Source organism: Paenochrobactrum pullorum (assembly GCF_041929845.1).
In the GTDB taxonomy this organism is placed as follows: domain Bacteria; phylum Pseudomonadota; class Alphaproteobacteria; order Rhizobiales; family Rhizobiaceae; genus Paenochrobactrum; species Paenochrobactrum pullorum.
In genome coordinates this window covers 76531-102201 of record NZ_JBHEEH010000009.1, presented here as the reverse complement: position 1 = coordinate 102201, position 25671 = coordinate 76531, and the positions used below count along the sequence as shown (strand labels likewise).

Below are 25671 nucleotides of genomic sequence, written 5' to 3'. Positions count from 1 at the left end.
CCTCTCTACTGTCAAAACCTAAAAATCAATAAAAACACTCAATAAAGACAATTGTTTGATCAGCTCCACATCCTAGGCATCAATATTCTATTAGAATCCTATGTCATTAAAAAACTTCAATTGAAATGGCCCCACGAACAAGGATTCGGAAAGTCCTTAGAGATAGCTCGCTATACACTCGACTAGGCACTTCATCGCAGCAGGCTGGTTATCATTACCAACAAACCAAATATTTCAGGGAAAAATACAGTTAGGAATTATATTATAATTACCCCAACTGCGGCTTATAAATATTCCAACGTTCGATAAAAAAAGAAAATGAACGCAACTTACTCATAGTCCCAGACAACAATAAGCTCACAACAAGTTCGGATAAGTGCGATCTAACATCTGTTATTTAATGATAGGGGCTTATCATTGTTGTCAAAATTTAAACGTCGCCATTTTCTTCAGGCTGCAGTTGCAATTTATGCAATCACGGCAATTAACCTGAATACGGTATCCTCTTACGCACAAGAAGAAACTGCTGCAGGCGGAACTCTCATTTATTTGGAAAAGCAACCCCATACCAGCCTTTATCCGCCAGCGGCAGGTTTTTATCCAAATGGGGGGGTGCTCAATCAAATTACGGATAAACTGACTTATCAAAATCCGCGAACACTTGAAATCGAACCATGGCTTGCAGAAAGTTGGGAGATTAATTCCGATGCGACAGAATATACATTCCACTTACGGGACGGCATAACATTCTCAGACGGTTCACCGGTCGATGCAAAAGCAATTGCTGCCAACTTCGATGTATATGGTCTGGGAAATATCGATCGCAAGCAAACCATTTCCGAAGCAATCAGCAACTATGAACGTAGTGAAGTGGTTGACGCTAAAGCTGTAAAATTCTATTTCAAGGCATCATCACCGGGTTTCCTACAGGCAACCGCCACGCCGACATCGGGCATTGTTTCACCTGCAACACCTGCTCTTTCAGCAGATGAATTCGGTCAAGCACCCAATATTATCGGTTCAGGACCTTTCGTTGTAGCAAGTGAAAAACTCGGCACTGAAATCCGGCTAGCAGCACGAAAAGATTATAACTGGGCACCTGTAAAACTGTCTCATCAAGGTCGTGCTAAGCTTGATGGCATTACTATTCTGACTGTCCCGGAAGATGGTGTGCGCATTGGCTCACTTCTATCCCAGCAAGGTGATTTCATTCGTCAGGTTCATTCCTATGATGAGGCACAGGTAAAGGCCGCCGGTTATACGGTTTATGGTGCACAAACGCGCGGAACGACACATGCTGTTGCCTTCCGACCAAGCAATGCACTCGTGGCAGATCGTCAAGTACGCCAAGCCTTGTTACACGCTACCAATAGCCAAGAAATCATTGATACATTGTTCACAGAGAACTATCCGAAAGCACGCTCCCCGCTTTCTTCGGTTTCTGAAGGTTTTATTGATCTCAGCAGCGAATTGGTCTTCGATCCAGACTTGGCCAAAAAATTGCTGGATGAAGCAGGTTGGAAAACCGGAGCCGACGGTATTCGTGAGAAGGAAGGCAAAAGACTTTCACTTGGCGTTTATGACTCGCTCAATTATGCACGTAGCAAAGAAACCCTGCAACTATTGGCACAGCAATGGCAAAATGTTGGTGTCGAGCTGAAACTTCTGGCCGGCGAAGCCGGTACCCGTACAAAAGATGACCTGAATCCTGAAGTTACCCCGTTAGTTCCAACCAAGGTAGAGCGTGCTGATCCGGAAGTTTTAAAAAGTCAGTATTATCCGACAACACGTGACCAGTTACGCCAACAAGGTGGCAAAGGTTTAGGAACAGAATTTGTCGACGCGAAGCTCAACGCAATTCTTGATGCAATCGCCTCTGAGCCGAATACTGCCAAACGTCTGGACCATACGCAGGATGCTCAAAAGTATCTGATTGAACAGGCTTACGTTATCCCGCTTTTCGAAGAACCGCAATCTTTCGCAGGCGCTCCATACGTAAAAGACATTGACTTTGATGCAGTAGGTCGCCCGCTATTTTATAGCGTGTCTCTTGATCGCAAGTAATTATTTGAAATATCAATACAACTTCAGGCTTAATCCACTTGTCCCATTCTAAATATATCCTATCGAGATTGAGCCAAGCACTTGTTGTGTTGTGGGCTGCGTTCACCCTATCTTTTTTGCTATTGCAAATGATGCCCGGGGACGCGGTGCTTATTAAATATATGGGGGGAGACTTTGCGCTTTCCCCTGAACAGCTTGCCGAAATCCGCCAAATTTATGGCTCGGACAATCCGCCCCTCCAACGTTATTTTACGGCTCTTACGAACACATTGACGGGAGATTTCGGATACTCCATCCATGCTGGTGTTAAGGTGACAGCGTTGATTGGGGACAATATTCTGGCAACCTTCAGGCTGGCAGGCTTAGGTTTTCTTTTTGCGTTAATATTCAGTCTCGCACTGTCTTTTCTATCCTATTTTTCACCTTTCGCATGGCTTCGCCGTGCCATTACAATGTTGCCGTCGCTTTTTATTGCCATTCCTGTCTTTTGGCTTGGCATTATGCTTATACAAATATTTTCTTTTCGCTTCCGCCTGGTACCAGTGATTAATCCCGGCCCATGGATCGGCTTAATTCTGCCAATCGCAACACTTGCTGTTCCCGTCAGTGCACCTATCACGCAAATCCTGATGCGTAACATTGATGATGTTATGACACGTCCCTTCGTTGTGGTCGCACGCGCAAAAGGCGCCTCACTAAATTGGGTCTTTTGGAGACATGTCATTACCAATGCATCATTTCCGGTGCTTACCATCTGCGGCATGCTGTTCGGCGAATTGCTGGCTGGCGCCGTTGTTACCGAAACCGTCTTTGGTTTGAACGGTATTGGCCGCATAACTGAATCCGCAGTTGCAACACTTGACGTGGCTGTTTTGCAAGCCGTTGTCCTGCTGTCTGCTGCAACATTTGTCAGCATCAACCTCATTGTTGACCTACTTTATCCGCTGCTTGATCCAAGGCTGCGCAAAGATACAAAGGCGGCCTGATATGGGAATAGCTAAAGAAACATACGCCGGCACATCAACCGGATCAGCCCTTTCACAAAAAATACGCTCTTTCTTTGATGCAGTAAAAACAACCAGCCTTTCAACATGGCTTTCTTATGCCATTTTGCTCATTGTTATTCTTTGCGCCGTTTTTCCGGATTTTTTTGCTACGCATGATGCTGTAACAAGTAAGCCCGGACAGCAGTTAAAAGCGCCGAGTTTGACCAACTATTTCGGCACTGACACGCTTGGCCGCGATCAATATTCACGAATTATCTATGGGGCGGTGCATTCACTGAGTGGTGCATTCATCGCAACATTAGTCGGGCTTATAGTCGGCACCGCATTCGGCTTGTTCGCCGGTTCAATGGGCGGAGTTGTAGATACGATTTCTATGCGAATAGTTGACGTGCTTTTGTCTATACCAAGCCTTCTGCTTGCCTTGAGCATTATTATCTTGCTCGGTTTTGGAACGTTCAACGCATCCATTGCCGTGGGTGTAGCATCGGTGGCTGCATTTGCACGTCTTATGCGTTCTGAAGTTATCAGAGTGCGAAGCAGTGATTATATTGAAGCAGCCATTGGTAGTGGAGGCACATTCTCAAAGGTTCTTTGGCGTCATATTCTTCCAAATTCCCTTACATCCGTTATCGCCTTTTCGGCATTACAATTCGGCTCGGCTATTCTTCAGCTCTCAACCTTGAGCTTCCTTGGCTACGGTCCGCCGCCACCAACACCCGAATGGGGATTGTTGGTGGCCGAAGGGCGCAATTACATAGCAACGGCATGGTGGCTGACAGCCGCACCCGGATTAATCATCGTATTGGTCGTTTTGGCTGCAAATCAGATCAGCAAATCCGTGCGGGAACAGCTATGAAAACTAATTTATCAGTTAAGTTCGATGCGGATCACGCCTTACCAATATTAGATATCAAAGAACTAAGTATTTCTTATGGTAAGGCGGCGAAAGCAAAGCGCGTTGTCAACGGTATTTCGTTTAGCTTGAATCACGGCGAAACACTTGCCATTGTCGGCGAGTCGGGCTCCGGTAAAACAACCACAGCGCAAGCCATTATCGGGTTGCTGACCGGCGGACAGATTGATGATGGTCAAATTCTGCTCAACGGTCAGAATATTGCACATTGGTCAGACAAACAATTGGACGGTTTACGCGGGTCACGCATTGGTCTTATACCGCAAGACCCGGTTACTTCACTTAATCCTATTCGCACTATTGGATCGCAGTTGAGTGAAATTTTCGTGCTTCACCGATTGGCGATGGGCCGAAAAAAGATCAAAGAAATAGTTCTGGAACTACTTGAAAAAGTTGGATTGCCGTCTCCTGAACTGCGTTATAATCAATACCCGCACCAGCTCTCCGGTGGAATGCGTCAGCGGGTTCTTATTGCAATGGCAATCGCTTTAAAGCCCGAGTTGATTATAGCTGATGAGCCTACGAGTGCGCTTGATGTCACTGTGCAAAAACGCATCCTTGATCTTATCGATGCTTTAAAACAAGAAACAAATGCGTCCGTTTTACTTATCACTCATGATTTAGGTGTTGCTGCCCGTGCTGATGCTATTGTCGTCATGCAAGGGGGGCGCGTTATTGAAGTCGGGAGAACCGCAGACATACTGAACGCGCCGCAAAATAATTACACTAAAAAGCTGCTAAGTGATGCACCTTCATTTACTGGCAAGAAGCGGGATGAACTCCGTCTTGCAAAGATTATCCCGACAGATGACGTAGTTGTCGTTGATAATTTAAACAAAACTTTTCCGCTTGCAGGCCATCCAGAAGGCTTGCAAGCTGTGGTAAACTTGTCCTTTCGTGTCGCACGTGGGACAACACATGCCATTGTTGGTGAATCCGGCAGCGGTAAAACAACCACAATCCGCATGGTCACAGGTTTTGAAACTGCTACATCTGGAAACATCGCTATCAGTGGCATGAGTGTATCAAATCTTAGTGGCGAACCATTACGCCAGTTTCGACGCAAGGTGCAGTTGGTCTATCAAAACCCTAATAGTTCCCTTGATCCGCGTCAGACAATCTTCAAGATTGTTGAAGAACCATTACTCAATTTTGATCCCTTATCTGCTAAGGAACGAGCTGAACGTGTGCATGAAATGATTACCCGCGTCGGTTTACCAACCGACGTTCTTCATCGCCACCCGCGCCCACTTTCCGGGGGACAACGTCAGCGCGTTGCTATTGCCCGTGCGTTGATTTTACAGCCGGAAGTTGTTGTTCTTGATGAAGCTGTGTCTGCTTTGGATGTGACAGTACAAGCCCGTATTCTGACACTTTTAACCCAATTACAACATGAATTCGGACTGACTTATATATTCGTTTCTCATGATCTGGCCGTTGTGAGCCAGATCGCTGACACGGTTTCGGTCATGCAAAATGGAATTGAAGTCGAGCAAGGGCCGGTTGAAACCGTTTTTAGATATCCTGCCCATGATTACACCAAAGAACTGGTAGCAAGCATTCCTAAATTTCACGCAAATCATGGCTCTGAACTAAATCCTGCGTAACCAAATTTTATTGACCGACATAATGATGACCCGCCTGCATCCTCATAACCTTGAAGCGCTGGAAGAGCGTCTGGCCGATGACCTGCTATTGTTGAATTATCCTGCGAAGAGCTGGACGAAGCCGCTCATCAATAATCACAACACCGTTTTGTGGTGGCGGTGAAGACATAGGCTTTGCTTATGCTAAAATTCTTGCCGCAGAAGGAGTTGAAATTGTGCTGGTGACACGCACAGAAGACAAGCTTAAAAAATCAAACACCGCACTTCAGAACAATTGCGATGCTAAAGTCAGTTACATTCCAGCGGATTTGAGGCCTAGCGGATTTGGGGCAACGTGAAAGACGTATCGAAATCCTGAATAATTGCAGTGATCTAATATTTTGATCCATAATGGAGGGTGGCCACGGACCAAACGTGAATTTCGTAAATGGAGCAATGATGATTGGCTGCGCACAATAGACTTAATGATGCTAGCCCCGATTGAGCTGATAACTAGTGTAATTGATGGCATGGCAGAACGTAAATGCGGACGCATTGTTACTGTAGCCTCGCGTTTTGTGAAGGAACCTTCTTCAGAATTCGCTTTGTAAACCAGCCCACGTCTGGGCTTATCAGGTTTCATCACCGGTCTTGCGCGTCGATATGTGAGATGCTTCCTTAAAATCGGACCATTTTCAGCTGGAATTTTCCATTTATAATCCCCTTTACGGGAGAAGGAGAGTTCCATCAATGCCGGTAAATTTTAGACGCATAAATTGCGTTTGTTCTGTAACAAGCCGATAGTACGCCAATTGGCGAAGTTTGTCGTAAGGCAGGTATTGAGCCGCACTGGATTTTGCGGCACGCAATTTGTTCGACGCTTATGCAGCTTTATCACATATTTTCATATTCTGATAGAAAGCCTCCTCGGCTTCTGCAGGTGCTATATATCCGATTAGCTCCAGTAAACGTTGATTATTGTACCTATGGACCCGATTAAAGGTTTCCCACTCAATTTCGCACATTGGTTCCCATAGTCCACCTTGGTTTATGACCTCTGTTTTGAAGAAGCCGATCACACATTCAGCTAAGACATTGTCATAAGAATCGCCAACAATACCGACCGAATGCTCAATCTGAGCCGCAGCCAACCGCTCGGTATACTTCATAGAAAGATATTGAGGCCCGCGGTTCGAGTGGTGGGTTAAAACATTTTCCGCACTCGCTAGGCCGGCACGTTCACCGCTATCACGCTGCTGCTGACGTGACCAACTACGAGGGTTATCGACAGAAAAATCGGGCTTATTAGAAATAGCCACTAGTGCAGCAGTTTCACTCGTATATTCATGACGCTGCTCAACAAACATGCGAACAGCACGCTCACGAAGTTCGGGAGGATAAGGTTTTGTTGTCTTTTTATATTCCATAATATCCACTCTACTTGGAGCTAAACAATCCGGTAAACTCGGGGTGGTTCAAATGTTTACTTTAAACAAGAAGGGTTAAATACCATTTTACAGTATTTTTAAAGTAAATTCAGGAAAAATGGCGTTTATATAGTACAGAAAATCGCATCAAGAGATAATTTTTAAGCGAGTTTAAAAATGCACTGTATTCCGATTGTCTTGGCAACGACCACAACAATCATGACAGCTGCTGGTGTTCCGATCGTCACAACGACCATAGCCAAAATGTTTTTCGTGCCAGAACCAACAGATTTGTTAAGTAATAATTCGACTCTTACAATGAATAATTAACTAACTATATTTTATCTTCAGTTTATTTTTTATGTATTGATGATCGTTATGTAATTTTTTTACCAAAATATATTTTGATTAATTCTTTTGAAGAAGACAAGGAATGGTATAACTCTGTAGCTACAACCAAAATCACTTGGGAAAACCACCTGAGTTTAAATATGAAAACCGTCAGGATAAATAAATAAATATCTATATTAAATTCTCTTATCAAGGAGGATTTACTTATTTATAAATATAATTCAGATCAGTTGAGATATTTTCATCTTGCAATTTTCACGAAACTGGATTTTCTTACACATTGACATATTGTTGATGCAGGTAAAAAAATCACCTTTTATTGGTGGTTATTTTTACAGGTATCATGCCTTGCTGCCTTTCAAAAGGACGATGACATATGGCACAGAATGAAGCTGTCGACGATACATCTCCAAACACACCACTTAGAATTAAAGACATTACAGTTATCGACAATGTAAAGCTCAAAAAAGCGATTACAGCTGCCGCTCTGGGTAATGCTATGGAGTGGTTTGATTTTGGGGTTTATGGTTTTGTTGCTTATGCTTTAGGAAAAGTTTTCTTTCCTGATGCAGATCCCGGCATACAAACGATCGCAGCACTTGCCACCTTCTCTGTTCCGTTTCTGGTTCGTCCTTTAGGTGGTGTCTTTTTCGGCATTATGGGCGATCGTTTCGGTCGTCAAAAAGTACTTTCTATAACCATCATCATCATGGCAGCCAGTACTTTTTGTATCGGCTTGATACCTTCACATGATACAATTGGTATCTGGGCACCAATTCTATTGCTCATCTGTAAACTCATCCAAGGTTTTTCAGTGGGTGGCGAATATACTGGTGCAGCGATATTTGTATCAGAATATGCTCCCGATAGAAGGCGGGGCTTTCTTGGCAGCTGGCTCGATTTCGGTTCAATTGCAGGCTTTGTTTTGGGCGCGGGCGTGGTTGTTTTCCTTTCCTCCATTCTGGGAGAGGATACGTTTTTAGATTGGGGCTGGCGGATACCATTCATGTTAGCCGCACCACTCGGCTTGATCGGACTTTATTTACGACATGCAGCAGAGGAAACGCCAGCATTTACCGAGCACCTGGCACGTATGGAAAAAGAAGACCGTGACGCCGTTGAAAATCGTCCGATGGTTTCAATTTCAGAAATTCTCCGTGAATATTGGGGCGCACTGTGTGTTTGTGTCGGTCTCGTCTTAGTTACCAATATTACCTATTATATGTTGCTGACTTATATGCCGACTTATCTTTCACAAAGTTTAGGTTATTCCGAAGACCACGGCGTATTAATTATTATCGTCGTTATGATTGGCATGCTGTTTGTCCAGCCGGTTGTTGGCTTTTTGAGTGACCGTTTCGGGCGCAAACCATTTATTCTTATCGGCAGTATCGGATTGTTGGTTCTGGCCATACCCGCATTCAAATTGATTGCCAGCCGCGAAATTGTTCTTATTTTTACCGGGCTTCTTTTATTAGCAGTCACGCTTAATTGTTTGACGGGTGTCATGGCTTCAACCTTGCCTGCCATGTTCCCTGCCCGTATTCGCTATAGTGCGTTGGCCACCGCTTTTAATATATCGATTATTGTTGCCGGTCTGACACCAACTGTAGCAGCTTGGTTGGTTGAAACGACCCAAAATCTCTATATGCCGGCTTATTATTTAATGGTAGCCGCCCTTATTGGCTTAATCACTGCATTTTTTATGACCGAGACGGCCAACAAACCACTGCACGGAGATACGCCAAACGCGTCCAATAAAGCAGAAGCAAAAATAATTATCAAAGAACATTATACCAATATCGAAGAGAATATAGAGGAAATTAATAAAAAAATTTCGTCACTTGAAGCTGAAATCGCCGATTTAAATGAACAAAAAAATCTGCTGACAGCACAACACCCTAAATTATCTGATAGCGCTTCGTGATGAAGCGCTATCAGAGGGCATTCATTTTAAGCCTGAATGGCATGTTGATATATAAACCGCTTAATTAGACAGAATGACAGTTTAGCCATATTGGCGTCTTATTTTAACGATCATTTAAATAGATCAAACGAGCGATAAGCATTCTGCCAATGTACTCCCATCACCTGCCAGCACAACAAAATCAAAAAAACGATGCGTTATATAATTATCCCATCGCTTTGCGCGAGCAGGTCGTTTCATCACCAAAAGCGCCAGGCGTTTATACTTTCCATTCAGAAGACTATAATTATCCACTTTATATCGGCAAAAGTATTAATATCAGAGCAAGACTTCTTTCACACTTACGCTGCACAAAAGAAGCTCGTCTGCTTAAACAAACTTCCCGGATCAGCTACATTTCAACCGCCGGGGAGATCAGCGCTCTGCTGTTAGAAGCGCAAATGATTAAAGAGCAAAAACCATTATTTAATCGAAAACTGCGCAAAACAAGAGATACATGTTCCATTATTTTTGATGAAAGCGGCTTCAATATTATTTACACAAATGATTTGAATTATATTCCTTCAATTGATCATTTCGGACTGTTCAAAAATAAAAATGCCGCAAAACAACGTTTGCGCGATATTGCTGATCAACACGGTTTATGTCTAAGTATTCTAGGTATTGAACCTCATGTTAAAAACCGCCCGTGTTTTCGTGCAATGATCCATAAATGTCATGGAGCATGTTGCGGAAAAGAGGATATCGAAAACCATAATGCACGTGCGCGCATGGCACTGGACGCATATAGAATTGCCGCTTGGCCATATAAAGGCGCTATAGCGCTAAAAGAAAATTTTGGTCGTTTGAAACAATATCACATCCTTCATAACTGGCGTTACTTTGGCAGTTATCGATCTCGTATTTCCTTAAAAAATTACAGTTTGCCGCAAAATACTTTATTTGATGCAGATATGTACAAAATTTTAGTGCGTCCGATTATTTATGAGAAAGCAAAAATCATCGAACTTGAATGACTGTGATAAAATAAGAAATAATTACGATATTAACGCGTATTATAAATCAATCATATTTCCATATGCGCACAAAATTTGTAATTTCATATGACCTTATTGATTCAACTTTGGTATTAATTGCAGAATTCGATTCTATAACTTAGCCTCTTTTTGTGAAGAGCTGCCATGCTCATCGCTCTCCAATTAAGAGCGATCCGAGGAGGAAATAAGTATAAATAAGGATGGACATCCTCAAAATCCGAAAAAACTAAAAGTGTTTATAGCGCTCGTTCATGATACGTGGCTCAATATAATCCAGCGTTATCTGCCGATGTTTCTTCTAAACATCTTGTTTATATTTAAGAATCTGCACAGAAGTTATACCCTCATCATACCCTTCATGGGTGAACACGGCTTTTTTAGTCCTGCTCATAAATTTATGATTAAACAAGGAGAATACCATGACCCGCAAAGCTTTTATAGCTGCATTGCTCGCCACGGTTGTTTCAGCTGGCACTGCCTCCGCGAAGGATATTCGTATCGGTCTCAATGAGGATCCGGATTCTCTTGATCCAGTACGTTCGCGTACCTTCGTTTCCTCGATTGTTTATGAGCCGCTTTGCAATCGTTTGTTTAACACAGATGAAAATATGCAGATCATTCCTGAACTCGCAACCGAGTGGAAATGGTCTGATGATGGGCGCCAGTTAATTTTACAATTGCGTCAAGGTGTTCTCCATCACGACAAAACCCCATTTAATGCAGATTCTGCGCGCCGCGTTCTTGAACGCAACATGAATTTTGAGCTTTCCAATCGTAAAGCTGAATTAGCATCCATTGAAAAAGTGGAAGCAACCGGTGAACATGAACTCACCATCACTTTGAAATCTCCCGATGTCACCCTGATTGCCCAGCTTGCGCATCATGCGGGACGGATGTATTCACCGGATGCAGCCGATGCAGCGGGCGAAAATTTTGGCCAGAAACCTGTTTGCACAGGCCCTTATTCTTTTGTCAGCCGTGTTGAGGGTGATCGTATCGTATTGGAAAAATTCCCGGAATATTGGGAGGCTGACAAATACCACTATGACCGCGTCATTTTGATGCCAATTCCTGACACCACTGTTCGCCTGGCGAATGTGCGTGCAGGTGATCTCGACATTGTAGAGCGTACCGCTCCGTCCGACGTGCCAGCTATCCGCACCGATGATCGTTTGCAATTGTTTGAAGTGCCAAATATCGGCTATCAAGGCATTATGATTAATGTCGGCAATGGTCCGAAAGCCGAAAAACCTTTAGGTTCCAATCCTTTGGTGCGTCAGGCACTTTCATTGGCAATTGACCGTGAAGCACTCAATCAGGTCGTGTTTGAGGGGCTGTATGTTCCGGGCAACCAGTGGGCAACACCCGGTTCGACTTATTATAATGAAAAATTCCCTGTTCCTGCCCGTGATGTTGAAAAAGCCAAGCAACTTCTCGCTGAAGCTGGCGTTGAATTGCCGGTCAATATTGAGATGAGCACTGGTAACGATCCTGTTTCGCAACAGCGTGCTCAGGTCATTCAAGCAATGGCCGCGGAAGCAGGTTTCAACATCTCGTTACGCGCTACTGAATTTGCAACAATGCTTTCTGAAAATGCCGTTGGTAATTTCGAAATGTCGTTGCAAGGCTGGTCAGGCCGTATCGATCCAGATGCCAACATCCATTCGTTTGTGCATAAAACCGGCTCCAACAATGACGTGAAATATTATAACGCGGAAGTCGACAAACTACTTGATCAGGCACGTGCAGAACCCGATCCGAAAGTTCGTAAAGAACTTTATGACAAGACCACCGAAATCTTGCAGCATGATCTGCCGTTATTATACCTCTACCACATCAAGTATTTCTATACTTTGCGTAAAGGTATTGAAGGCTTCGTACCTTATGCTGACGGTATTATCCGTCTGCGTAATGTCACCAATTAATAGACTACTCTGCCCGATGCTAAACACATCGGGCAGAGCTTTAACCAAGGAGACGCAACACAATGCTGCGCTATTTCCTCAACCGTCTTCTGGTAGCAATACCAACGCTTTTTTTGATCTCAATTTTCGTGTTCATGCTGCAAAAGCTTTTGCCGGGTGACCCGATCCTCGTGATGGCTGGTGAAAGCCGTGACGCAGAGACAATTGCATTCTTGCGCGAAAAATACCGCATGAATGATCCGCTGATCTGGCAATATATTTATTGGCTCAAAGATGTTTTACAAGGCGATCTCGGCACATCCCTACGCACCGGTCTGCCGGTTACAGAGCTGATTGCGCAAAAACTTCCTGTCACAATCCAGCTTGCTGTAATGGCAATGTTTTTTGCAATCATTTGCGGTATTCCGGCTGGTGTCATTTCAGCTGTCAAAAAAGGTACCGTCTGGGATTATCTGGCAAATTTCGTTGCGCTTTCCGGTCTTTCTGTTCCTAATTTCTGGCTCGGCATCATGCTAATCTTGCTTGTTTCCGTTAATTTGGGCTGGTTGCCTGCTTCCGGTTATGAAACGCCATTCAATGATCCGTGGCGCAGTCTGCAAACAACGCTGATGCCAGCCTTTGTGCTTGGCACCGCAATTGCGGGTTCATTGATGCGTCATACACGCTCTGCAATGTTAAGTGTTTTACAACAAGATTATGTACGTACAGCGCGCGCTAAAGGTTTGCGTGAAAGGATTGTCATCCTGCAACATGCTTTCCGCAATGCATTGCTGCCAATCATTACGCTTTCAGCGGTCATGTTTGGTGAATTGCTGGCAGGTGCTGTTCTCACCGAACAGATTTTCACTATTCCGGGTTTTGGTAAGATGATCGTAGATGCTGTCTTCAATCGCGATTACGCAGTTGTGCAAGGGGTCGTATTGGTAACGGCGACATCGTTTATTCTTATCAATCTTCTCGCCGATCTACTTTATTTTGTTCTTAATCCGCGCATGAGGGCCAGCCTGTGACCACTGCCGTTAATACTGCCGCAGCCCCTGAGCCGCGCAATAAAAGCCGCGTCTGGGCAAAATTTAAATCCAACCGCAGTGCAGTGCTCGGTGGAATTGTTGTCCTGTTCTTTATTTTGGTTGCAATCCTCGGCCCGTTGTTTCCGCTTGCCGATCCGACATTGACAAGCTGGACTGCCATCCGTCAGCCACCATCTGCTGCTCATTGGCTTGGTACCGATGAACTGGGACGTGATATATTTTCACGTATGATTTACGGTGCAGGCGCTTCTCTTCAGGCCGGTGTCATCTCTGTCATGATTGCGGTGGCACTTGGATTGCCGCTTGGTATGCTGGCCGGCTATTTTGGTGGCTGGACAGATCAGGTGATCGCGCGTGTAACTGATGCATTGCTTGCAATGCCGTTTCTCATCATGGCTATTGCACTGGCAGCCTTTATGGGGCCAAGCCTCACCAATGCAATGATTGCGATTGGTGTGTCTGCCATGCCGGTTTTCATTCGCCTCACCCGCGGACAAGCCATGTCGGTCAAAACAGAAGAATATGTTGATGCAGCCCGCGCCATTGGTCTAAGCCATTTGCGTATTATGGCACGCTATATTTTGCCTAATATTTTCGCCCCTGTCCTCGTGCAAGCCACACTGACCATTGCATCAGCCATTATTGCGGAAGCATCATTGTCTTTCCTTGGTCTTGGTCAGCAAGCGCCTGCTCCAAGCTGGGGTTCAATGCTTGCAACAGCCAAGAATTTTCTGACACAGGCCCCCTATATGGCCGTTTGGCCAGGACTGGCAATTTTCTTGGTCGTGATGGGTTTCAACCTTTTGGGTGACGGATTGCGTGATGCACTTGATCCGCGTGATAACAGCTAAAATTATCAGCTATTTAGCTGCGCTTGTTTGAATTGCATAAAACAAGCGCAGTTCACAGGAAATGACATAAATCCGCATCCAAGCCTTAAAAAGGTTATCAGATGATGCGAGAGGAGAAATACGATGAAAGGCGCGATTGCCTCCACCCATAATCTGGCAACCCAAGCGGGTGCTGACATACTTAAACGCGGTGGTAATGCTTTTGACGCTGCCGTCACAGCCGGTTTTGTCCTGCAAGTGGTTGAACCGCATCTGAACGGCCCCGGTGGTGATCTGCCTGCCATTTTGTGGAAAGACGGCAAAGCCCAAATTTTATGTGCACAAGCCCCTGTTCCTGCTGGTGCAACTATCGAGCATTACAAAAAAGAAGGGCTCGAACTCATTCCCGGTGATGGCCTGTTGGCAACTGTTATTCCCGGCGCATTTGACGGCTGGATGCTGATGCTGCGTGACCACGGCACTATGGAGCTTGCCGATGTCTTGAAGCCTGCGATCAAGCTTGCCGGTGAAGGTCATCCGATCCTTGATCGCGCTGTTGATACGATTGCAGGTCTTGCAGACTTCTTCCGTAAATATTGGCAGGGTTCGGCGCACCTCTGGTTGCCGGATGGTGAAGCACCCGCAAAGGGCAGCCTTTTTTGCAATCCGGAACTCGCAGCAACATGGCAGCGCGTTATTGAAGAGGCAAAAGGCGATACCCGTGAAGCCCGCATTGATGCGGCACGTGATATTTTTTACCGCGGCTTTATTGCAGAACGCATTGGTGAATTTTGTGCCGAAATGCAAGCGATGGATGCCAGTGGCGCAACCCATCACGGCGTGTTAACAGCACAGGATATGGCCGGTTACAGCGCTTCCTATGAAGAGCCGCTCACCTTTACCTATAATGGCTGGACAATTGCCAAAACCGACGCATGGGGACAAGGCCCTGTTTTACTGCAAACCCTGTCGCTTCTAGCCGGTTATGATTTATCCTCGCTTGATCCGCTTAGTGATGAGTTTGCCCATCTGGTTCTGGAAGCCGAGAAATTGGCTTTCGCAGATCGTGATACCTATTATGGTGATCCGGCAGGTTCATCTGTTCCGATTAAAGAAATGCTGGAACCTGCTTATGTCGATGCACGTCGTGCCTTAATTGGTGACAAAGCCGACAACGACCTTAATCCGGGCACACCAACAGGCTTTGAAGAACAGCGTGCGCGTATGCTTGATCTGTTTGACAGATTGAGCCGTCCGGCCGGAGCGGTTTATGAGCCAACAATGGCGCATTTGCGCCGCACACCAAGCGGCGATACCGTGCATCTGGATGTGATCGACCGCTGGGGCAACATGGTTTCAGCCACGCCGTCAGGCGGCTGGTTGCAAAGCTCACCGACTATTCCGGGTCTGGGCTTCTGCCTTAACTCACGTGCACAAATGTTCTGGCTGGAAGAAGGTCTCCCAACATCGCTTGTTCCCGGTCGTCGTCCGCGCACAACGCTGTCACCAAGCCTTGGCTGGCATGAAGATGGCCGCCGCTTGAGCTTCGGCACTCCGGGCGGTGATCAGCAGGATCAGTGGCAATTACTGTTCTTCCTGCGTTATGTTCACGGCAATATGGATTTAAAAGCAGCGCTTGATGCGCCGATGTTCCACTCAACCCATATGCCTTCAAGTTTTTATCCACGCTCGCGCGAACCGGGTGGTGTGGTTGTCGAAGCAGACCTTCCGGAAGCAACGATTGAGGCACTGAAAAAACGTGGCCACAAAGTTCAAGTTGTGCCTGCAGGCAGTATTGGCCGCGTCAGTGCGGCGCTCTACACGCCCGATGACAAATTGAAAGCAGCCATTACGCGACGCGGCACTTATGGCGGAGCCATTGTACTCGAATAATGTGCAATAATTTACCTGAAAGTCGCGCAAGCGTCCTGTCATGTAAGACGAGAGAAAAGAAAATGACCAGCCATACCAAACCTGTACTTTCAATCCGTGATCTTAAAACGTCCTTCTTAGTAGATGGCGAATGGAAAGAAGTCTTGCACGGTATTTCTTTCGATGTCTTTCCCGGCGAAACAGTTGCAGTTGTTGGTGAATCCGGCTCCGGAAAAAGTGTCACCTCACTTTCCGTTATGGGACTATTATCCCGCAAAGGAACACGACTTTCAGGTTCGATCAAACTCAATGGCCGCGAGCTAATCGGCCTTGAGGAAAGTGAAATGCGTAAACTTCGCGGCACTGAAATGGCAATGATCTTTCAGGAGCCGATGACCTCGCTCAATCCGGTTTTCACCGTTGGTCGCCAGATCGGCGAAGCACTGACAGCACATCGGGAAATGTCACCGGCAGATGTGCGCTCCGAAACTATCCGATTGCTTGAAAAAGTACGCATCCCCAATGCGGCACAGCGTCTTGCGTCCTATCCGCATGAATTTTCCGGCGGTATGCGCCAGCGCGTGATGATTGCCATGGCGCTTGCTTCCAATCCGAAATTGCTGATTGCCGATGAGCCGACCACCGCACTGGATGTAACAATTCAGGGACAAATTCTGGATTTGATTAAAACGCTTCAGGAAGAAGAGCATATGGCCGTGCTCTTTATTACGCATGATATGGGTGTTGTTGCTGAAGTATCTGACCGCACCGTTGTCATGTTCCGCGGCAATGCAGTTGAAAGTGGCTCCACCGCCCGGATTTTCGATCATCAGGAAAATCCCTACACCCGTGCACTTCTTGCAGCTGTGCCGCGTATGGGCTCAATGGCCGGACATCCATACCCGCAACGTTTTGGCATTGTCGACAAAGAAACCGGTATCGCGGGTGAAGAAATATCACTCGATGCGCCGGTTGATATGACCGCTCCGATTTTGCAAGTGCGCAATCTTGTGACCCGTTTTGATGTCACCGGCGGCTGGCTGGGTCGTAAAACCGGTGCTGTTCACGCGGTTGAAAATGTATCCTTTGACCTTTTCAAGGGCGAAACATTGGCACTGGTTGGTGAATCCGGTTGCGGAAAATCCACTATCGGACGCTCGATCATGCGCCTCACCGACAGTCGTGAAGGTGAAGTCTTGCTTGGCGGCAAAAATGTACGAACCATGCACAAGAATGAGCTGACGGCCATGCGTCGTAAAGTTCAGATGATCTTTCAGGATCCTTTTGCAAGTCTCAATCCGCGTATGTCCATTGCATCTGCGCTCACAGAACCTTTCATCGCCCATGGTCTTGGTACCCGTCAGCAGGCTCGCGATAAAGCTGCCAACTTGATGGAACAGGTGGGTTTGTCGGCCGATATGCTGCGCCGTTATCCGCACGAATTTTCAGGCGGCCAGCGCCAGCGTATTTCAATCGCGCGTGCTCTAACGCTTGATCCAAGCATAATTATTGCCGATGAATCTGTTTCGGCTCTGGATGTTTCCATCAAAGCGCAAGTGGTCAATCTGCTGCTTGATTTGCAAGAAAAACTTGGTCTTTCTTATCTTTTCATCAGCCATGATATGGCTGTTGTCGAGCGCGTCAGCCACCGTGTGGCAGTGATGTATCTGGGTGAAATTGTTGAAATCGGTCCGCGTGAAAGTGTGTTCTCCAATCCGCAACATTCGTATACCCGCAAGCTGATGTCGGCAGTGCCTGTTCCTGACCCAGCCCGCCGCCATTTGCGCCGTCCGGTCAGTAATGATGAAATCCGCAGCCCGATCCGTCCGTTAAGCTACATACCGCCTGCCCGTATTTATCAGGAAGTCAGCCCCGGTCATATGGTGCGCATCGACGAGGCTAAAACTGCCGGAGCAGCTTAAAGCAGAGCCTTGCTCAAACAGCTAAAAGTCTGATTTCTTAAAAAATCAGACTTTTAGCGCTCAATCTCAGGCAGAAAGATGTTTGATTGCCGGATATATGGCACGATAATGCTGATATGCATCTTCATAAGCATGTCTCAGACCGGCCACCGGTTCAACAATTCGTCCAATTAATGGTGACGTACAGACAGCAAGCGGATCAAGCTTATGGGCTGCAATCATGCCGAGACGTGCAGCTCCAAATGCAGCGCCATAATCGCCGTCTTGGGGTATTTCGAGCGGAATATCTAAAGCCGTAGCAATGGATGCAAGCCAGTAATGCGAGCGCGAACCTCCGCCAATTGCAGTGGCGGTTTGAATAATTGTACCAGATGACCGCAAAGCTTCAAAGCTATCGCGAACAGCAAAAGCTACGCCTTCAAGGATGGCTTGTGTGAGATCAGCACGGCCATTATCATGTGAAAGCCCGACAAAACTACCGCGCACCAAAGCATCATTATGCGGTGTGCGTTCGCCCGAAAGATAAGGCAGAAAACGGACACTATTTGGCGCTTTTAGCTCTTCGCCCAATTCAGCAGTCAATTCAGCGGCTTTTTTCTCATTGATTTTAGCAAACCAATTTAATGAATCTGCTGCCGACAAAATGACGCCCATCTGATGCCAAGTATGTGGCAGTGCATGACAAAAACTATGAACGGCACTATCAGCATTTGGACGATATCGATCATTGGATGCAAATAAAACGCCGGATGTACCGAGCGAAATAAACGCGCCATTGGCATTAACCGTACCAACACCACAAGCAGAAACAGCATTATCACCGCCGCCCCCTGCAACAATCACGCCGGCAGGCAAGCCCAATGATGCTGCCACATCCGCACGCAAGCGCCCTGCCTGATCAGTTCCCTCAACCAATGAAGGCATTTGGGTGATATCCATGTCAGTGCTTGCAAGTAGTTCTTTTGACCATTGACGTTGCGCGGTATTAAACCATGCAGTGCCGGAGGCATCCGACATATCGGATATATATTCACCGGTCAGCCAGAGACGCAAATAATCTTTAGGCAGCAATACTTTGCGGATTTTGGCAAAAATCTCGGGCTCGTTCTCTTTCACCCAAGTCAATTTTGGTGCGGTAAAGCCTGGAAAAACAATATTGCCGGTAATGTCGCGGAATTGCGGATCTGCATCCAATTTAGCGGCTTGAACATGGCTTCTCGTATCATTCCACAAAATTGCCGGGCGCAATATGTCGTCATCAGCATCCAACAGCACTGCACCATGCATTTGCCCCGACAAACCGATACCCTGTACCATTGCCAATTCTCGGCCATGAGATTTTCTAAGGGATTCCAGCGCCATTTCGGTCGCCCTACACCAATCCTTTGGATTCTGCTCCGCCCAGCCAGCGACGGGACGTGAAACAGACAATTCAGCTGTAGCAGAAGCAATTACCGACTGATCGTCACGGATAAGCAAAGCTTTAATCGCCGAAGTTCCCAGATCAAGACCAAGATACATAAGGAATGACTTTCTTTGATTTATTAAAATACCCACGATCCGTAAGCACCCTCATTAATGAAGCAAAACACAAAAAATCGCACCCGATTGCCAAGCTTTTATGCATTTTGATTTGTTATCATCATTTGGAAACTGATCATAAAATTTAACAATAATCAGTTATATTTTAGTAGCAAGCACCACCCTTGATAAAGCTGAAATAAAGTTGAATTTTCCATATCCGACCCAAGGACATTTAATTAATCAAACGGCGGCCAAAATTTTGGAAAATAAACTGACCGATATAAGCAGCAATAGCGGCTTTGATCAGGTCACCTGGTACAAAAATAAGATCACCGATCACGGCATCTCTTGGACTTAATCCCGTATAAGCAATCAGCCAAGCCACACCAAAAACATGGTCAATTATCACACCAACGGTTGCAGCAGCCATCAATCCTGCAAAAATTTGCCAATTGCTTTTAGATGTTAAAGTAATTTTGCCAGCAATCCAGCCGGTCAAAAATGCTGCTGGTAAAAATCCGATTAGATAGCCGGCTGTCGGACTGAAAAAGACAGCCAGTCCACCTCGCCCGCCTGACAAGACGGGCAGTCCGATAGCCACAAGCGCAATTAATAAAAGCACGGATAAAGTTCCACCCCGTGCGCCTAAAGCAACACCTGCGAGCAAAACACCTAAACTTTGTGCATGGATCGGCACAGGAATAAAAGCCAGCATAATGGGCGGAATGAAGCCCAATACCACAATAATCGCTGTGAAAAGTGCAATCATGACCAGTGATTTAGTTTGCATGTTCCGTTCCTTGCATATTTTCTTTATTGCCCCGAATATTACGGGCATCAATGGCATTGGCGATATCTTCTGCACTCTGCAACGTACCGATAACCATAGGTACAATGATTGTTGAAAGGCGCAATTTTAAACCGCGCGCACGATGGGCTTCGGCAACAGCGCGATATCTTTCCTGCACATCGGGCACAAAACGTATGACTAATCCAATCGCCAAACCGATATCACGGGCATTGACCATCCCTGTCCGCTCTAAAGGGCGCGCAAATCGGGTGATTGTATCAATAAACTGTCCAATGCTGGTAGTCACTGTCACTATCGTTGCAAACAAGCTTAAAGTGGTAAGCCGCAATAAAACGATGAGAGCGGCTTGCGTTCCCACTGCATAAGCCGTCCAAAGGACAACAACCGCAATAGTCAACAACAGCACCCAAGTTTGTATCCATTGCTTGAAGGCAATACGACACATTATAATGGCTGTTACAAAAATTATACCTGCAGTCACTGACAAGACAACAAGCGAATTCGTGGCAAAAAGCAGGATGCTTAATACAAATAAAAACAGCAACTTATATGAAGCGGGCAGTTTATATAAAAGCCCATGCCCATGCACCGAACGTTGAGCTGCAAAATTAGTCATTGGCAATTTTCAGATAGGTTGCAATCACAGTGTCCGCCAATCCATCAGCAACAATCTTTCCTTGATGAAAAAGGAGGACACGCTCAAATCCTTTAAGCAATGATAAATCATGCGTAACGACGATGACATCTTCCGGGAGATCTTCAATAGCGCGCTCAACCATATTGCGATTTTTCAGATCAAGCTGATTGGTCGGCTCATCCAAAATCACAATATCGGGTTGCGTAACCAGCACTGAAGCCAAAGCAGCCAGTTGGACTTCACCACCTGATAATTCATGTGCTCGCCGTTCTGCCAAATGTTCAATGCCAATTCTTTGCAGAATATGACTAACAGCCTGATCAATTTCGCTTTTATTAATGCGCCTTGCCTTTAAACCAAGCGCGATATCATCTTTAATCAACGGCAAGACGATCTGATTAGCGGGATTTTGGAAAACATATCCGACACATTCTCGAACTTTGGTTACATCCTGTTTAGTGTCATATGTATTTGTTATCACTTGGCCACTGCTCGGCAGCACCAAACCATTGATCATACGCGAAAAGGTACTTTTACCTGAACCATTAAGCCCGATAATACCAATACGTCTTTCCGTCAGGCGCAAGGTCAAAGGTGAAATCACCTGCCTGTTTGCAAAACATACCGATGCCTGATGAAAGGAAATATCCAATTTTAATCCAGCTTCAAATATTGGTATTCTTCAAGGATTGAAGGTTTCAGGTGAGCATTCCAGCTTGAGCGAACAGTGACAAACTTTAAAAAATCACTGATTTATTAAGGATTTATATTGCGAACAATAAGTGTCGTTATCAGAGCCCATTGCCGTTGCAATGTCTTTGATTGAAACTATCTGCGCCCCGTCGTAACCATTGCCTTGAGCACCTTCAGCTTCGTATTTATCGCTCAAGCTTTTGTCGGATGCAACGGGAAGAACGGCCACCATTTTTTGAAAGGCGGTCACAGCTTCAGCTGGCAGATGCTCATTTTCAGTACAATATTTGATCAGTCCCAACTGATTTCGGGATGTATTGTAAACCTGATCGCGCTGTTGATCAGCAAAAGAAATGCAACTCATAAGCGGAATGAACACCAAAGCTGCACTTACAGATGCTGTGATTTTCGCTTTCATGACAAATTCCCAGAGTGAAACATAGAACCGTCTTTATTCAGATTTTACGAACTTAGCAATCATTCCGGTTGAGTTGATAAGCGTTAAATTTATTGAAAGACATCAAGAGTGAATTGCAACATTCCATTGATCAAACATTGGCCAGTCGCTCTGCAAGCTGAGGGGGCTGATCGGCATGGTATTTTTTGCCGTAATCCGTAAAGGATTGGAATCTGTCTTTTTCCTTTTGGAAATTTTCCTGCAAAGTGAAAACCATCACGCTCCTCTTGTCGCTTTCCTAGGCCTTGCAGTTTCCTTGAAACCAGAATTTGGAACCGGAATTTGGAACCATTTGCAGCCGGTGTTTTGTTTTATTATGTCAGCGTCAACAAACCTGAAAACAGGGATGAAACACGGATTAAAATTGAGATGGGCACCAAAGTATGCGACCCGATGATATTGAAAGCTGCGACTGCATTGAATATGGCTTGTAGGAAAAGAATTCGAACGAATATCTCTCCACTTTGCGTGGCAAACTTGGCCTGAACTAATTTATCAAGCTTTTAAAAAACTAAAACGCCACTTTAACAGTGGCGTTTTTTATGCCCACAACAAAAATGCGTCACCGTACGGCAATAATTGCTGCCCATTCTGTTGTTTTTTTATCATAAGCGCTGCCCTGCCATTGATCCAAATTGATTTGAGACCACGCAGCATTTTTTTGCCAAATATCCAGCAAATCGGGAACTGATAAATAATTATAAAACCTTCCCAGAGCATCACTGCCCTCAGCACCACCGGTTTTAAAACTAGCCCAAACAACCCCACCATTTTTAAGTGCTTTATGGATTTTTTGAATGATAACCCCAAGTTGATTGCGCGGCGCATGCGTTAACGCTGCACAGGCATAAATTCCATCATAGGTTTCAATTGCATCCAGCTCATTAAACATCATTTGACGAACAGGTTGTCCGATAAAACGCGATGCAATCACTGCAAGTTCGCAGGAACCATCAGTCGCATCGAGTTGAAACCCAGCATCGATAATAGCCCGCGCATCCACACCAGACCCCGTTCCCATTTCCAAAACATGGCCACCCTTTTTGCATTTATCAAAGAAGATCGACAATTTGGGGTTTGGTGACTGGCCGTCAGCAGCATATGCAGCAGCATTAGCATTGTAGAAATTAAGCGTATTATTTTGCACAATGATACAATCCCTCTGACCGGCAATTTTTGTTCAAGCTTTCACTGATGCCAGTCATCTCAGATGATAGGTCTTTTAAACCTTATTTAACAAAGCTTGTTTCATTCTTGCCAAGGCTTCATCAACAGTCGCGCGCGGACAACCGAGATTAACCCGCATGAAGCCATGCCCTTTTTCACCAAATTTTGGGCCACGGTCAAACCAGACCCGCGCCTTGGTCAGAAAGAACTTTTCCAGTTCCTCCACCGTCAAATTAAGCCCGCGGCAATCCATCCATACCATATAAAGAGCATCATTATTAAAATCTTTAAGCTGCGGAAAAAACTGCTGCACTATGGATGAAAAATGCTGCCTATTGCCACGAATATATGTCAGCAACGCCTCCAGCCAATCCTCACCACCACGATAAGCTGCCTCACAGGCAATTGCTCCAAGCGTATTGACGGCGTTTAATCCTGTCCGTTCTAATGTACGTTTAAACAATTCTCTCTTGGATTTATTGGCGATAAAAAGATTGGAGCAGTGCATCCCCGCCATATTGAAGGTTTTACTTGGCGCAGTACATATAATCGAATTTTGTGCAAACTCCTCGCCCAAAGATGCGAAGGGAATATGTTTAACACCTCCGTTCAAGATCAAATCCTGATGGATTTCATCGGAAATTACCAAAATATTATGCTTCAAACAAATGTCGCCCATCAGGCGCAAGTCATTTTCTGACCAGACATTGCCGGTTGGATTATGCGGATTGCAAAGAATGAAAATTTTAGTTGCCGGTGTGATGACAGCTTCAAACACATCAGGATCAAAACTATAAGATGCGTCATTTTCGGTTAAAGGTGCTTCAGTAATCTGACGGCCATTTTCACGCACAGTACTGAAAAAATGCCCGTAAACGGGTGGCTGAACCAGAATATCATCGCCTTCATTCGTGAATGTCTGGATCAGCATGTTAAGCGCTGTTACCACACCTGGCGTCTGCACCAGCCATTCCGGCTGCACATCCCAGCCAAAGCGACGTTTTTGCCAACCGCAAATGGCTTCATCATAGCTCTGACTGCGCAGACGATAACCAAAAATAGTATCACGGACAGCTTTTTCCAGCGCTTCCAACACCACCGGAGGAGAACGAAAATCCATATCTGCCACCCACATTGGCAGCGGACGGGCCGCGGCCTCGTCCGGCGACAACATGTTATATGCGCTTGACCATTTGACTGAACTGCTCTTGCGGCGGTCAATCACCTTATCAAAGTCTGTAATCACATCCAATTCCTCTCAATTGACTGAGAGGATAAAACAATTTGGATTGGCAATAATAGTCTTTTTTTCAAATATTTATGGTGTATTCGTGACCAATAATAAGCTAAACATGAGGCAATATCCCCACTTATTATACCTCACTGATAAGGTGCCAAAACTATGCATGGTGAATATAAAGTCCACGGCGGCAAAATGGTTGTCATCGATTTGGAAGTTCGGGACAACAGGTTGCATGAAGTACAGGTTGCGGGTGATTTTTTCCTTGAACCTGCAGAGGCACTGGATGACATTCGTGATGCGCTGAACGGATTAACCGTTACCGCATCCGCTGAAGAAATTGCTGAAGCGGTACGAAAGGGTTTGCGTGAAGATGCAATGATGATCGGCTTTAGCCCTGAAGCCGTTGCGATTGCAGTTCGTCGCGCACTTGGTGTTACCAAAACATGGCGCGATTTTGAATGGCAAATCATCGACATTCCGGCTTTGTCACCCGCTATGCATGTAGCGTTGGACGAAGTGCTTGCCCGTGAAGTGGCAGCGGGCCGCCGCGCCCCTCTTTTACGTTTTTGGGAGTGGGAGCGCCCTTCGATCATTATTGGCGCATTTCAATCCTTACGCAATGAAGTGGACATGGAAGCCACAAAAGAATTGGGCGTCGAAACCGTGCGCCGTGTAACTGGTGGTGGCGCAATGTTTGTGGAGCCGGGCAACACCATCACCTATTCGCTTTATGCGCCGGGTGATCTGGTGCGCGATATGAGCTTTGCCGACTCTTACGCTTTCCTTGATGACTGGGTGTTAAAAGCACTGAATTCACTTGGTGTTGATGCCTTCTATAAACCACTCAATGATATTTCGAGCTCCAAGGGCAAAATTGGCGGCGCAGCACAAAAGCGTTATGCCGGCGGCACGGTTCTGCATCATGCAACAATGGCCTATGATATGGATGCCGATAAGATGGTAAAGGTTTTACGCATCGGCCGTGAAAAACTTTCCGACAAAGGCACCACAAGCGCGGTCAAACGCGTTGATCCGGTGCGCAGCCAAACAGGCTTACCTCGTCGTGCAGTGATTGATCGGATGATTGAAACATTTGTTGCCATGAATGGCGGCGTCAAAGGCACCATTACACCGGAAGAATTTGCCGAAGCTGAAATACTGGCAGAAGAAAAATTCTCCACAAAAGAATGGCTGCACCACATTCCTTAAAATGCTGCAATTAAAAAAGGAGGGCATATTAATCCATG

The 25671-nt window shown here is 45.7% G+C and carries 21 protein-coding genes and 2 pseudogenes; 15 read left to right on the top strand and 8 right to left on the bottom strand.

Annotation, left to right across the window (positions count from 1 at the left end; all coding sequences use genetic code 11):
* Window positions 1-420: 420 nt before the first annotated feature.
* The 6 genes and pseudogenes from JNC77_RS12980 to JNC77_RS12955 all read left to right on the top strand — a co-directional run bounded on the left by JNC77_RS12980 (window position 421) and on the right by JNC77_RS12955 (window position 6181).
* Window positions 421-2064 carry a TIGR04028 family ABC transporter substrate-binding protein gene (locus JNC77_RS12980; protein WP_374833172.1) on the top strand — a complete coding sequence of 548 codons (1644 nt, stop codon included), beginning with the start codon at window positions 421-423 and terminating at the stop codon, window positions 2062-2064.
* Between the two features lie 146 nt (window positions 2065-2210).
* Entirely contained in the window at window positions 2211-3050 is an 840-nt protein-coding gene (locus JNC77_RS12975; protein WP_374833170.1) for an ABC transporter permease, read from the top strand.
* A 1-nt stretch (window position 3051) separates the two neighbouring features.
* Complete coding sequence (locus JNC77_RS12970; protein ID WP_374833168.1) at window positions 3052-3927, top strand: ABC transporter permease; 876 nt, start codon at window positions 3052-3054, stop codon at window positions 3925-3927.
* On the top strand, window positions 3924-5591 hold the full coding sequence (locus JNC77_RS12965) for a dipeptide ABC transporter ATP-binding protein (protein ID WP_374833166.1): 1668 nt from the start codon (window positions 3924-3926) through the stop codon (window positions 5589-5591). The genes JNC77_RS12970 and JNC77_RS12965 overlap by 4 nt, the downstream gene beginning before the upstream one ends.
* A gap of 22 nt (window positions 5592-5613) precedes the next feature.
* Window positions 5614-5754, top strand: coding sequence for a hypothetical protein (locus JNC77_RS12960; RefSeq protein WP_374833164.1), 141 nt, complete (start codon window positions 5614-5616; stop codon window positions 5752-5754).
* Window positions 5687-6181, top strand: a pseudogene (locus tag JNC77_RS12955) (SDR family NAD(P)-dependent oxidoreductase). The gene JNC77_RS12960 and the pseudogene JNC77_RS12955 overlap by 68 nt, the downstream one beginning before the upstream one ends.
* A 464-nt stretch (window positions 6182-6645) precedes the next feature.
* Here the strand turns inward: JNC77_RS12955 and JNC77_RS12950 are convergent.
* Window positions 6646-6778: pseudogene (locus tag JNC77_RS12950) on the bottom strand (IS3 family transposase); the annotation flags it as partial.
* A 946-nt stretch (window positions 6779-7724) separates the two neighbouring features.
* On the opposite strand from JNC77_RS12950, the gene proP reads away from it, so the two are divergent.
* The 7 genes from proP to JNC77_RS12915 all read left to right on the top strand — a co-directional run bounded on the left by proP (window position 7725) and on the right by JNC77_RS12915 (window position 17892).
* The gene (gene proP, locus JNC77_RS12945) at window positions 7725-9275 is read left to right on the top strand and encodes a glycine betaine/L-proline transporter ProP (RefSeq protein ID WP_374833162.1); all 1551 of its coding nucleotides are present in this window, start codon (window positions 7725-7727) and stop codon (window positions 9273-9275) included.
* A gap of 149 nt (window positions 9276-9424) precedes the next feature.
* On the top strand, window positions 9425-10291 hold the full coding sequence (locus JNC77_RS12940; RefSeq protein WP_374833160.1) for a hypothetical protein: 867 nt from the start codon (window positions 9425-9427) through the stop codon (window positions 10289-10291).
* A 440-nt stretch (window positions 10292-10731) separates the two neighbouring features.
* Window positions 10732-12237, top strand: coding sequence for an ABC transporter substrate-binding protein (locus tag JNC77_RS12935; protein WP_374833158.1), 1506 nt, complete (start codon window positions 10732-10734; stop codon window positions 12235-12237).
* A gap of 62 nt (window positions 12238-12299) precedes the next feature.
* Window positions 12300-13247, top strand: coding sequence for an ABC transporter permease (locus JNC77_RS12930; RefSeq protein ID WP_374833156.1), 948 nt, complete (start codon window positions 12300-12302; stop codon window positions 13245-13247).
* Window positions 13244-14119: an ABC transporter permease gene (locus JNC77_RS12925; protein ID WP_374833154.1), complete on the top strand. Its 876-nt coding sequence runs from the start codon at window positions 13244-13246 to the stop codon at window positions 14117-14119. Before JNC77_RS12930 ends, JNC77_RS12925 begins: the two co-directional genes overlap by 4 nt.
* 123 nt (window positions 14120-14242) lie before the next feature.
* Window positions 14243-15991: a gamma-glutamyltransferase family protein gene (locus JNC77_RS12920; RefSeq protein WP_374833152.1), complete on the top strand. Its 1749-nt coding sequence runs from the start codon at window positions 14243-14245 to the stop codon at window positions 15989-15991.
* Window positions 15992-16053: 62 nt separating this feature from the next.
* Window positions 16054-17892, top strand: a complete 1839-nt coding sequence (locus JNC77_RS12915; RefSeq protein ID WP_374833150.1) for an ABC transporter ATP-binding protein — start codon at window positions 16054-16056, stop codon at window positions 17890-17892.
* A 66-nt stretch (window positions 17893-17958) separates the two neighbouring features.
* Here the strand turns inward: JNC77_RS12915 and xylB are convergent, their stop codons facing one another.
* The 5 genes from xylB to JNC77_RS12890 all read right to left on the bottom strand — a co-directional run bounded on the left by xylB (window position 17959) and on the right by JNC77_RS12890 (window position 21975).
* Complete coding sequence (gene xylB / locus JNC77_RS12910) at window positions 17959-19413, bottom strand: xylulokinase (RefSeq protein WP_374833148.1); 1455 nt, start codon at window positions 19411-19413, stop codon at window positions 17959-17961.
* A gap of 235 nt (window positions 19414-19648) precedes the next feature.
* Entirely contained in the window at window positions 19649-20206 is a 558-nt protein-coding gene (locus JNC77_RS12905) for a biotin transporter BioY (protein WP_374833146.1), read from the bottom strand.
* Window positions 20196-20843, bottom strand: coding sequence for an energy-coupling factor transporter transmembrane component T family protein (locus JNC77_RS12900; RefSeq protein ID WP_374833144.1), 648 nt, complete (start codon window positions 20841-20843; stop codon window positions 20196-20198). The genes JNC77_RS12905 and JNC77_RS12900 overlap by 11 nt, the downstream gene beginning before the upstream one ends.
* Window positions 20836-21516, bottom strand: a complete 681-nt coding sequence (locus tag JNC77_RS12895; protein WP_374833142.1) for an energy-coupling factor ABC transporter ATP-binding protein — start codon at window positions 21514-21516, stop codon at window positions 20836-20838. Before JNC77_RS12895 ends, JNC77_RS12900 begins: the two co-directional genes overlap by 8 nt.
* A gap of 93 nt (window positions 21517-21609) precedes the next feature.
* Window positions 21610-21975, bottom strand: coding sequence for a hypothetical protein (locus tag JNC77_RS12890; protein WP_374833140.1), 366 nt, complete (start codon window positions 21973-21975; stop codon window positions 21610-21612).
* 175 nt (window positions 21976-22150) lie between these two features.
* On the opposite strand from JNC77_RS12890, the gene JNC77_RS12885 reads away from it, so the two are divergent.
* Window positions 22151-22411 carry a hypothetical protein gene (locus JNC77_RS12885; protein ID WP_374833138.1) on the top strand — a complete coding sequence of 87 codons (261 nt, stop codon included), beginning with the start codon at window positions 22151-22153 and terminating at the stop codon, window positions 22409-22411.
* Between the two features lie 165 nt (window positions 22412-22576).
* Here JNC77_RS12885 and JNC77_RS12880 read toward each other — a convergent pair whose 3' ends face one another.
* Both JNC77_RS12880 and JNC77_RS12875 read right to left on the bottom strand, forming a co-directional pair.
* Window positions 22577-23161, bottom strand: coding sequence for a methyltransferase domain-containing protein (locus JNC77_RS12880; protein WP_374833136.1), 585 nt, complete (start codon window positions 23159-23161; stop codon window positions 22577-22579).
* A 75-nt stretch (window positions 23162-23236) separates the two neighbouring features.
* Complete coding sequence (locus JNC77_RS12875) at window positions 23237-24427, bottom strand: MalY/PatB family protein (RefSeq protein ID WP_374833134.1); 1191 nt, start codon at window positions 24425-24427, stop codon at window positions 23237-23239.
* A gap of 156 nt (window positions 24428-24583) precedes the next feature.
* On the opposite strand from JNC77_RS12875, the gene lplAB reads away from it, so the two are divergent.
* Entirely contained in the window at window positions 24584-25633 is a 1050-nt protein-coding gene (lplAB, locus tag JNC77_RS12870; RefSeq protein WP_374833132.1) for a lipoate-protein ligase LplAB, read from the top strand.
* Window positions 25634-25671: the final 38 nt, after the last annotated feature.

Coding starts and splice junctions, on each gene's coding strand:
- JNC77_RS12900 (WP_374833144.1), bottom strand. CDS start 20,843: ATGACTAATTTTGCAGCTCAACGTTCGGTGCATGGGCATGGGCTTTTA.
- JNC77_RS12940 (WP_374833160.1), top strand. CDS start 9,425: ATGTACTCCCATCACCTGCCAGCACAACAAAATCAAAAAAACGATGCG.
- xylB (WP_374833148.1), bottom strand. CDS start 19,413: ATGTATCTTGGTCTTGATCTGGGAACTTCGGCGATTAAAGCTTTGCTT.
- JNC77_RS12960 (WP_374833164.1), top strand. CDS start 5,614: ATGATGACCCGCCTGCATCCTCATAACCTTGAAGCGCTGGAAGAGCGT.
- JNC77_RS12930 (WP_374833156.1), top strand. CDS start 12,300: ATGCTGCGCTATTTCCTCAACCGTCTTCTGGTAGCAATACCAACGCTT.
- JNC77_RS12885 (WP_374833138.1), top strand. CDS start 22,151: ATGGTATTTTTTGCCGTAATCCGTAAAGGATTGGAATCTGTCTTTTTC.
- JNC77_RS12920 (WP_374833152.1), top strand. CDS start 14,243: ATGAAAGGCGCGATTGCCTCCACCCATAATCTGGCAACCCAAGCGGGT.
- lplAB (WP_374833132.1), top strand. CDS start 24,584: ATGCATGGTGAATATAAAGTCCACGGCGGCAAAATGGTTGTCATCGAT.
- JNC77_RS12915 (WP_374833150.1), top strand. CDS start 16,054: ATGACCAGCCATACCAAACCTGTACTTTCAATCCGTGATCTTAAAACG.
- JNC77_RS12890 (WP_374833140.1), bottom strand. CDS start 21,975: ATGAAAGCGAAAATCACAGCATCTGTAAGTGCAGCTTTGGTGTTCATT.
- JNC77_RS12965 (WP_374833166.1), top strand. CDS start 3,924: ATGAAAACTAATTTATCAGTTAAGTTCGATGCGGATCACGCCTTACCA.
- JNC77_RS12935 (WP_374833158.1), top strand. CDS start 10,732: ATGACCCGCAAAGCTTTTATAGCTGCATTGCTCGCCACGGTTGTTTCA.
- proP (WP_374833162.1), top strand. CDS start 7,725: ATGGCACAGAATGAAGCTGTCGACGATACATCTCCAAACACACCACTT.
- JNC77_RS12970 (WP_374833168.1), top strand. CDS start 3,052: ATGGGAATAGCTAAAGAAACATACGCCGGCACATCAACCGGATCAGCC.
- JNC77_RS12905 (WP_374833146.1), bottom strand. CDS start 20,206: ATGCAAACTAAATCACTGGTCATGATTGCACTTTTCACAGCGATTATT.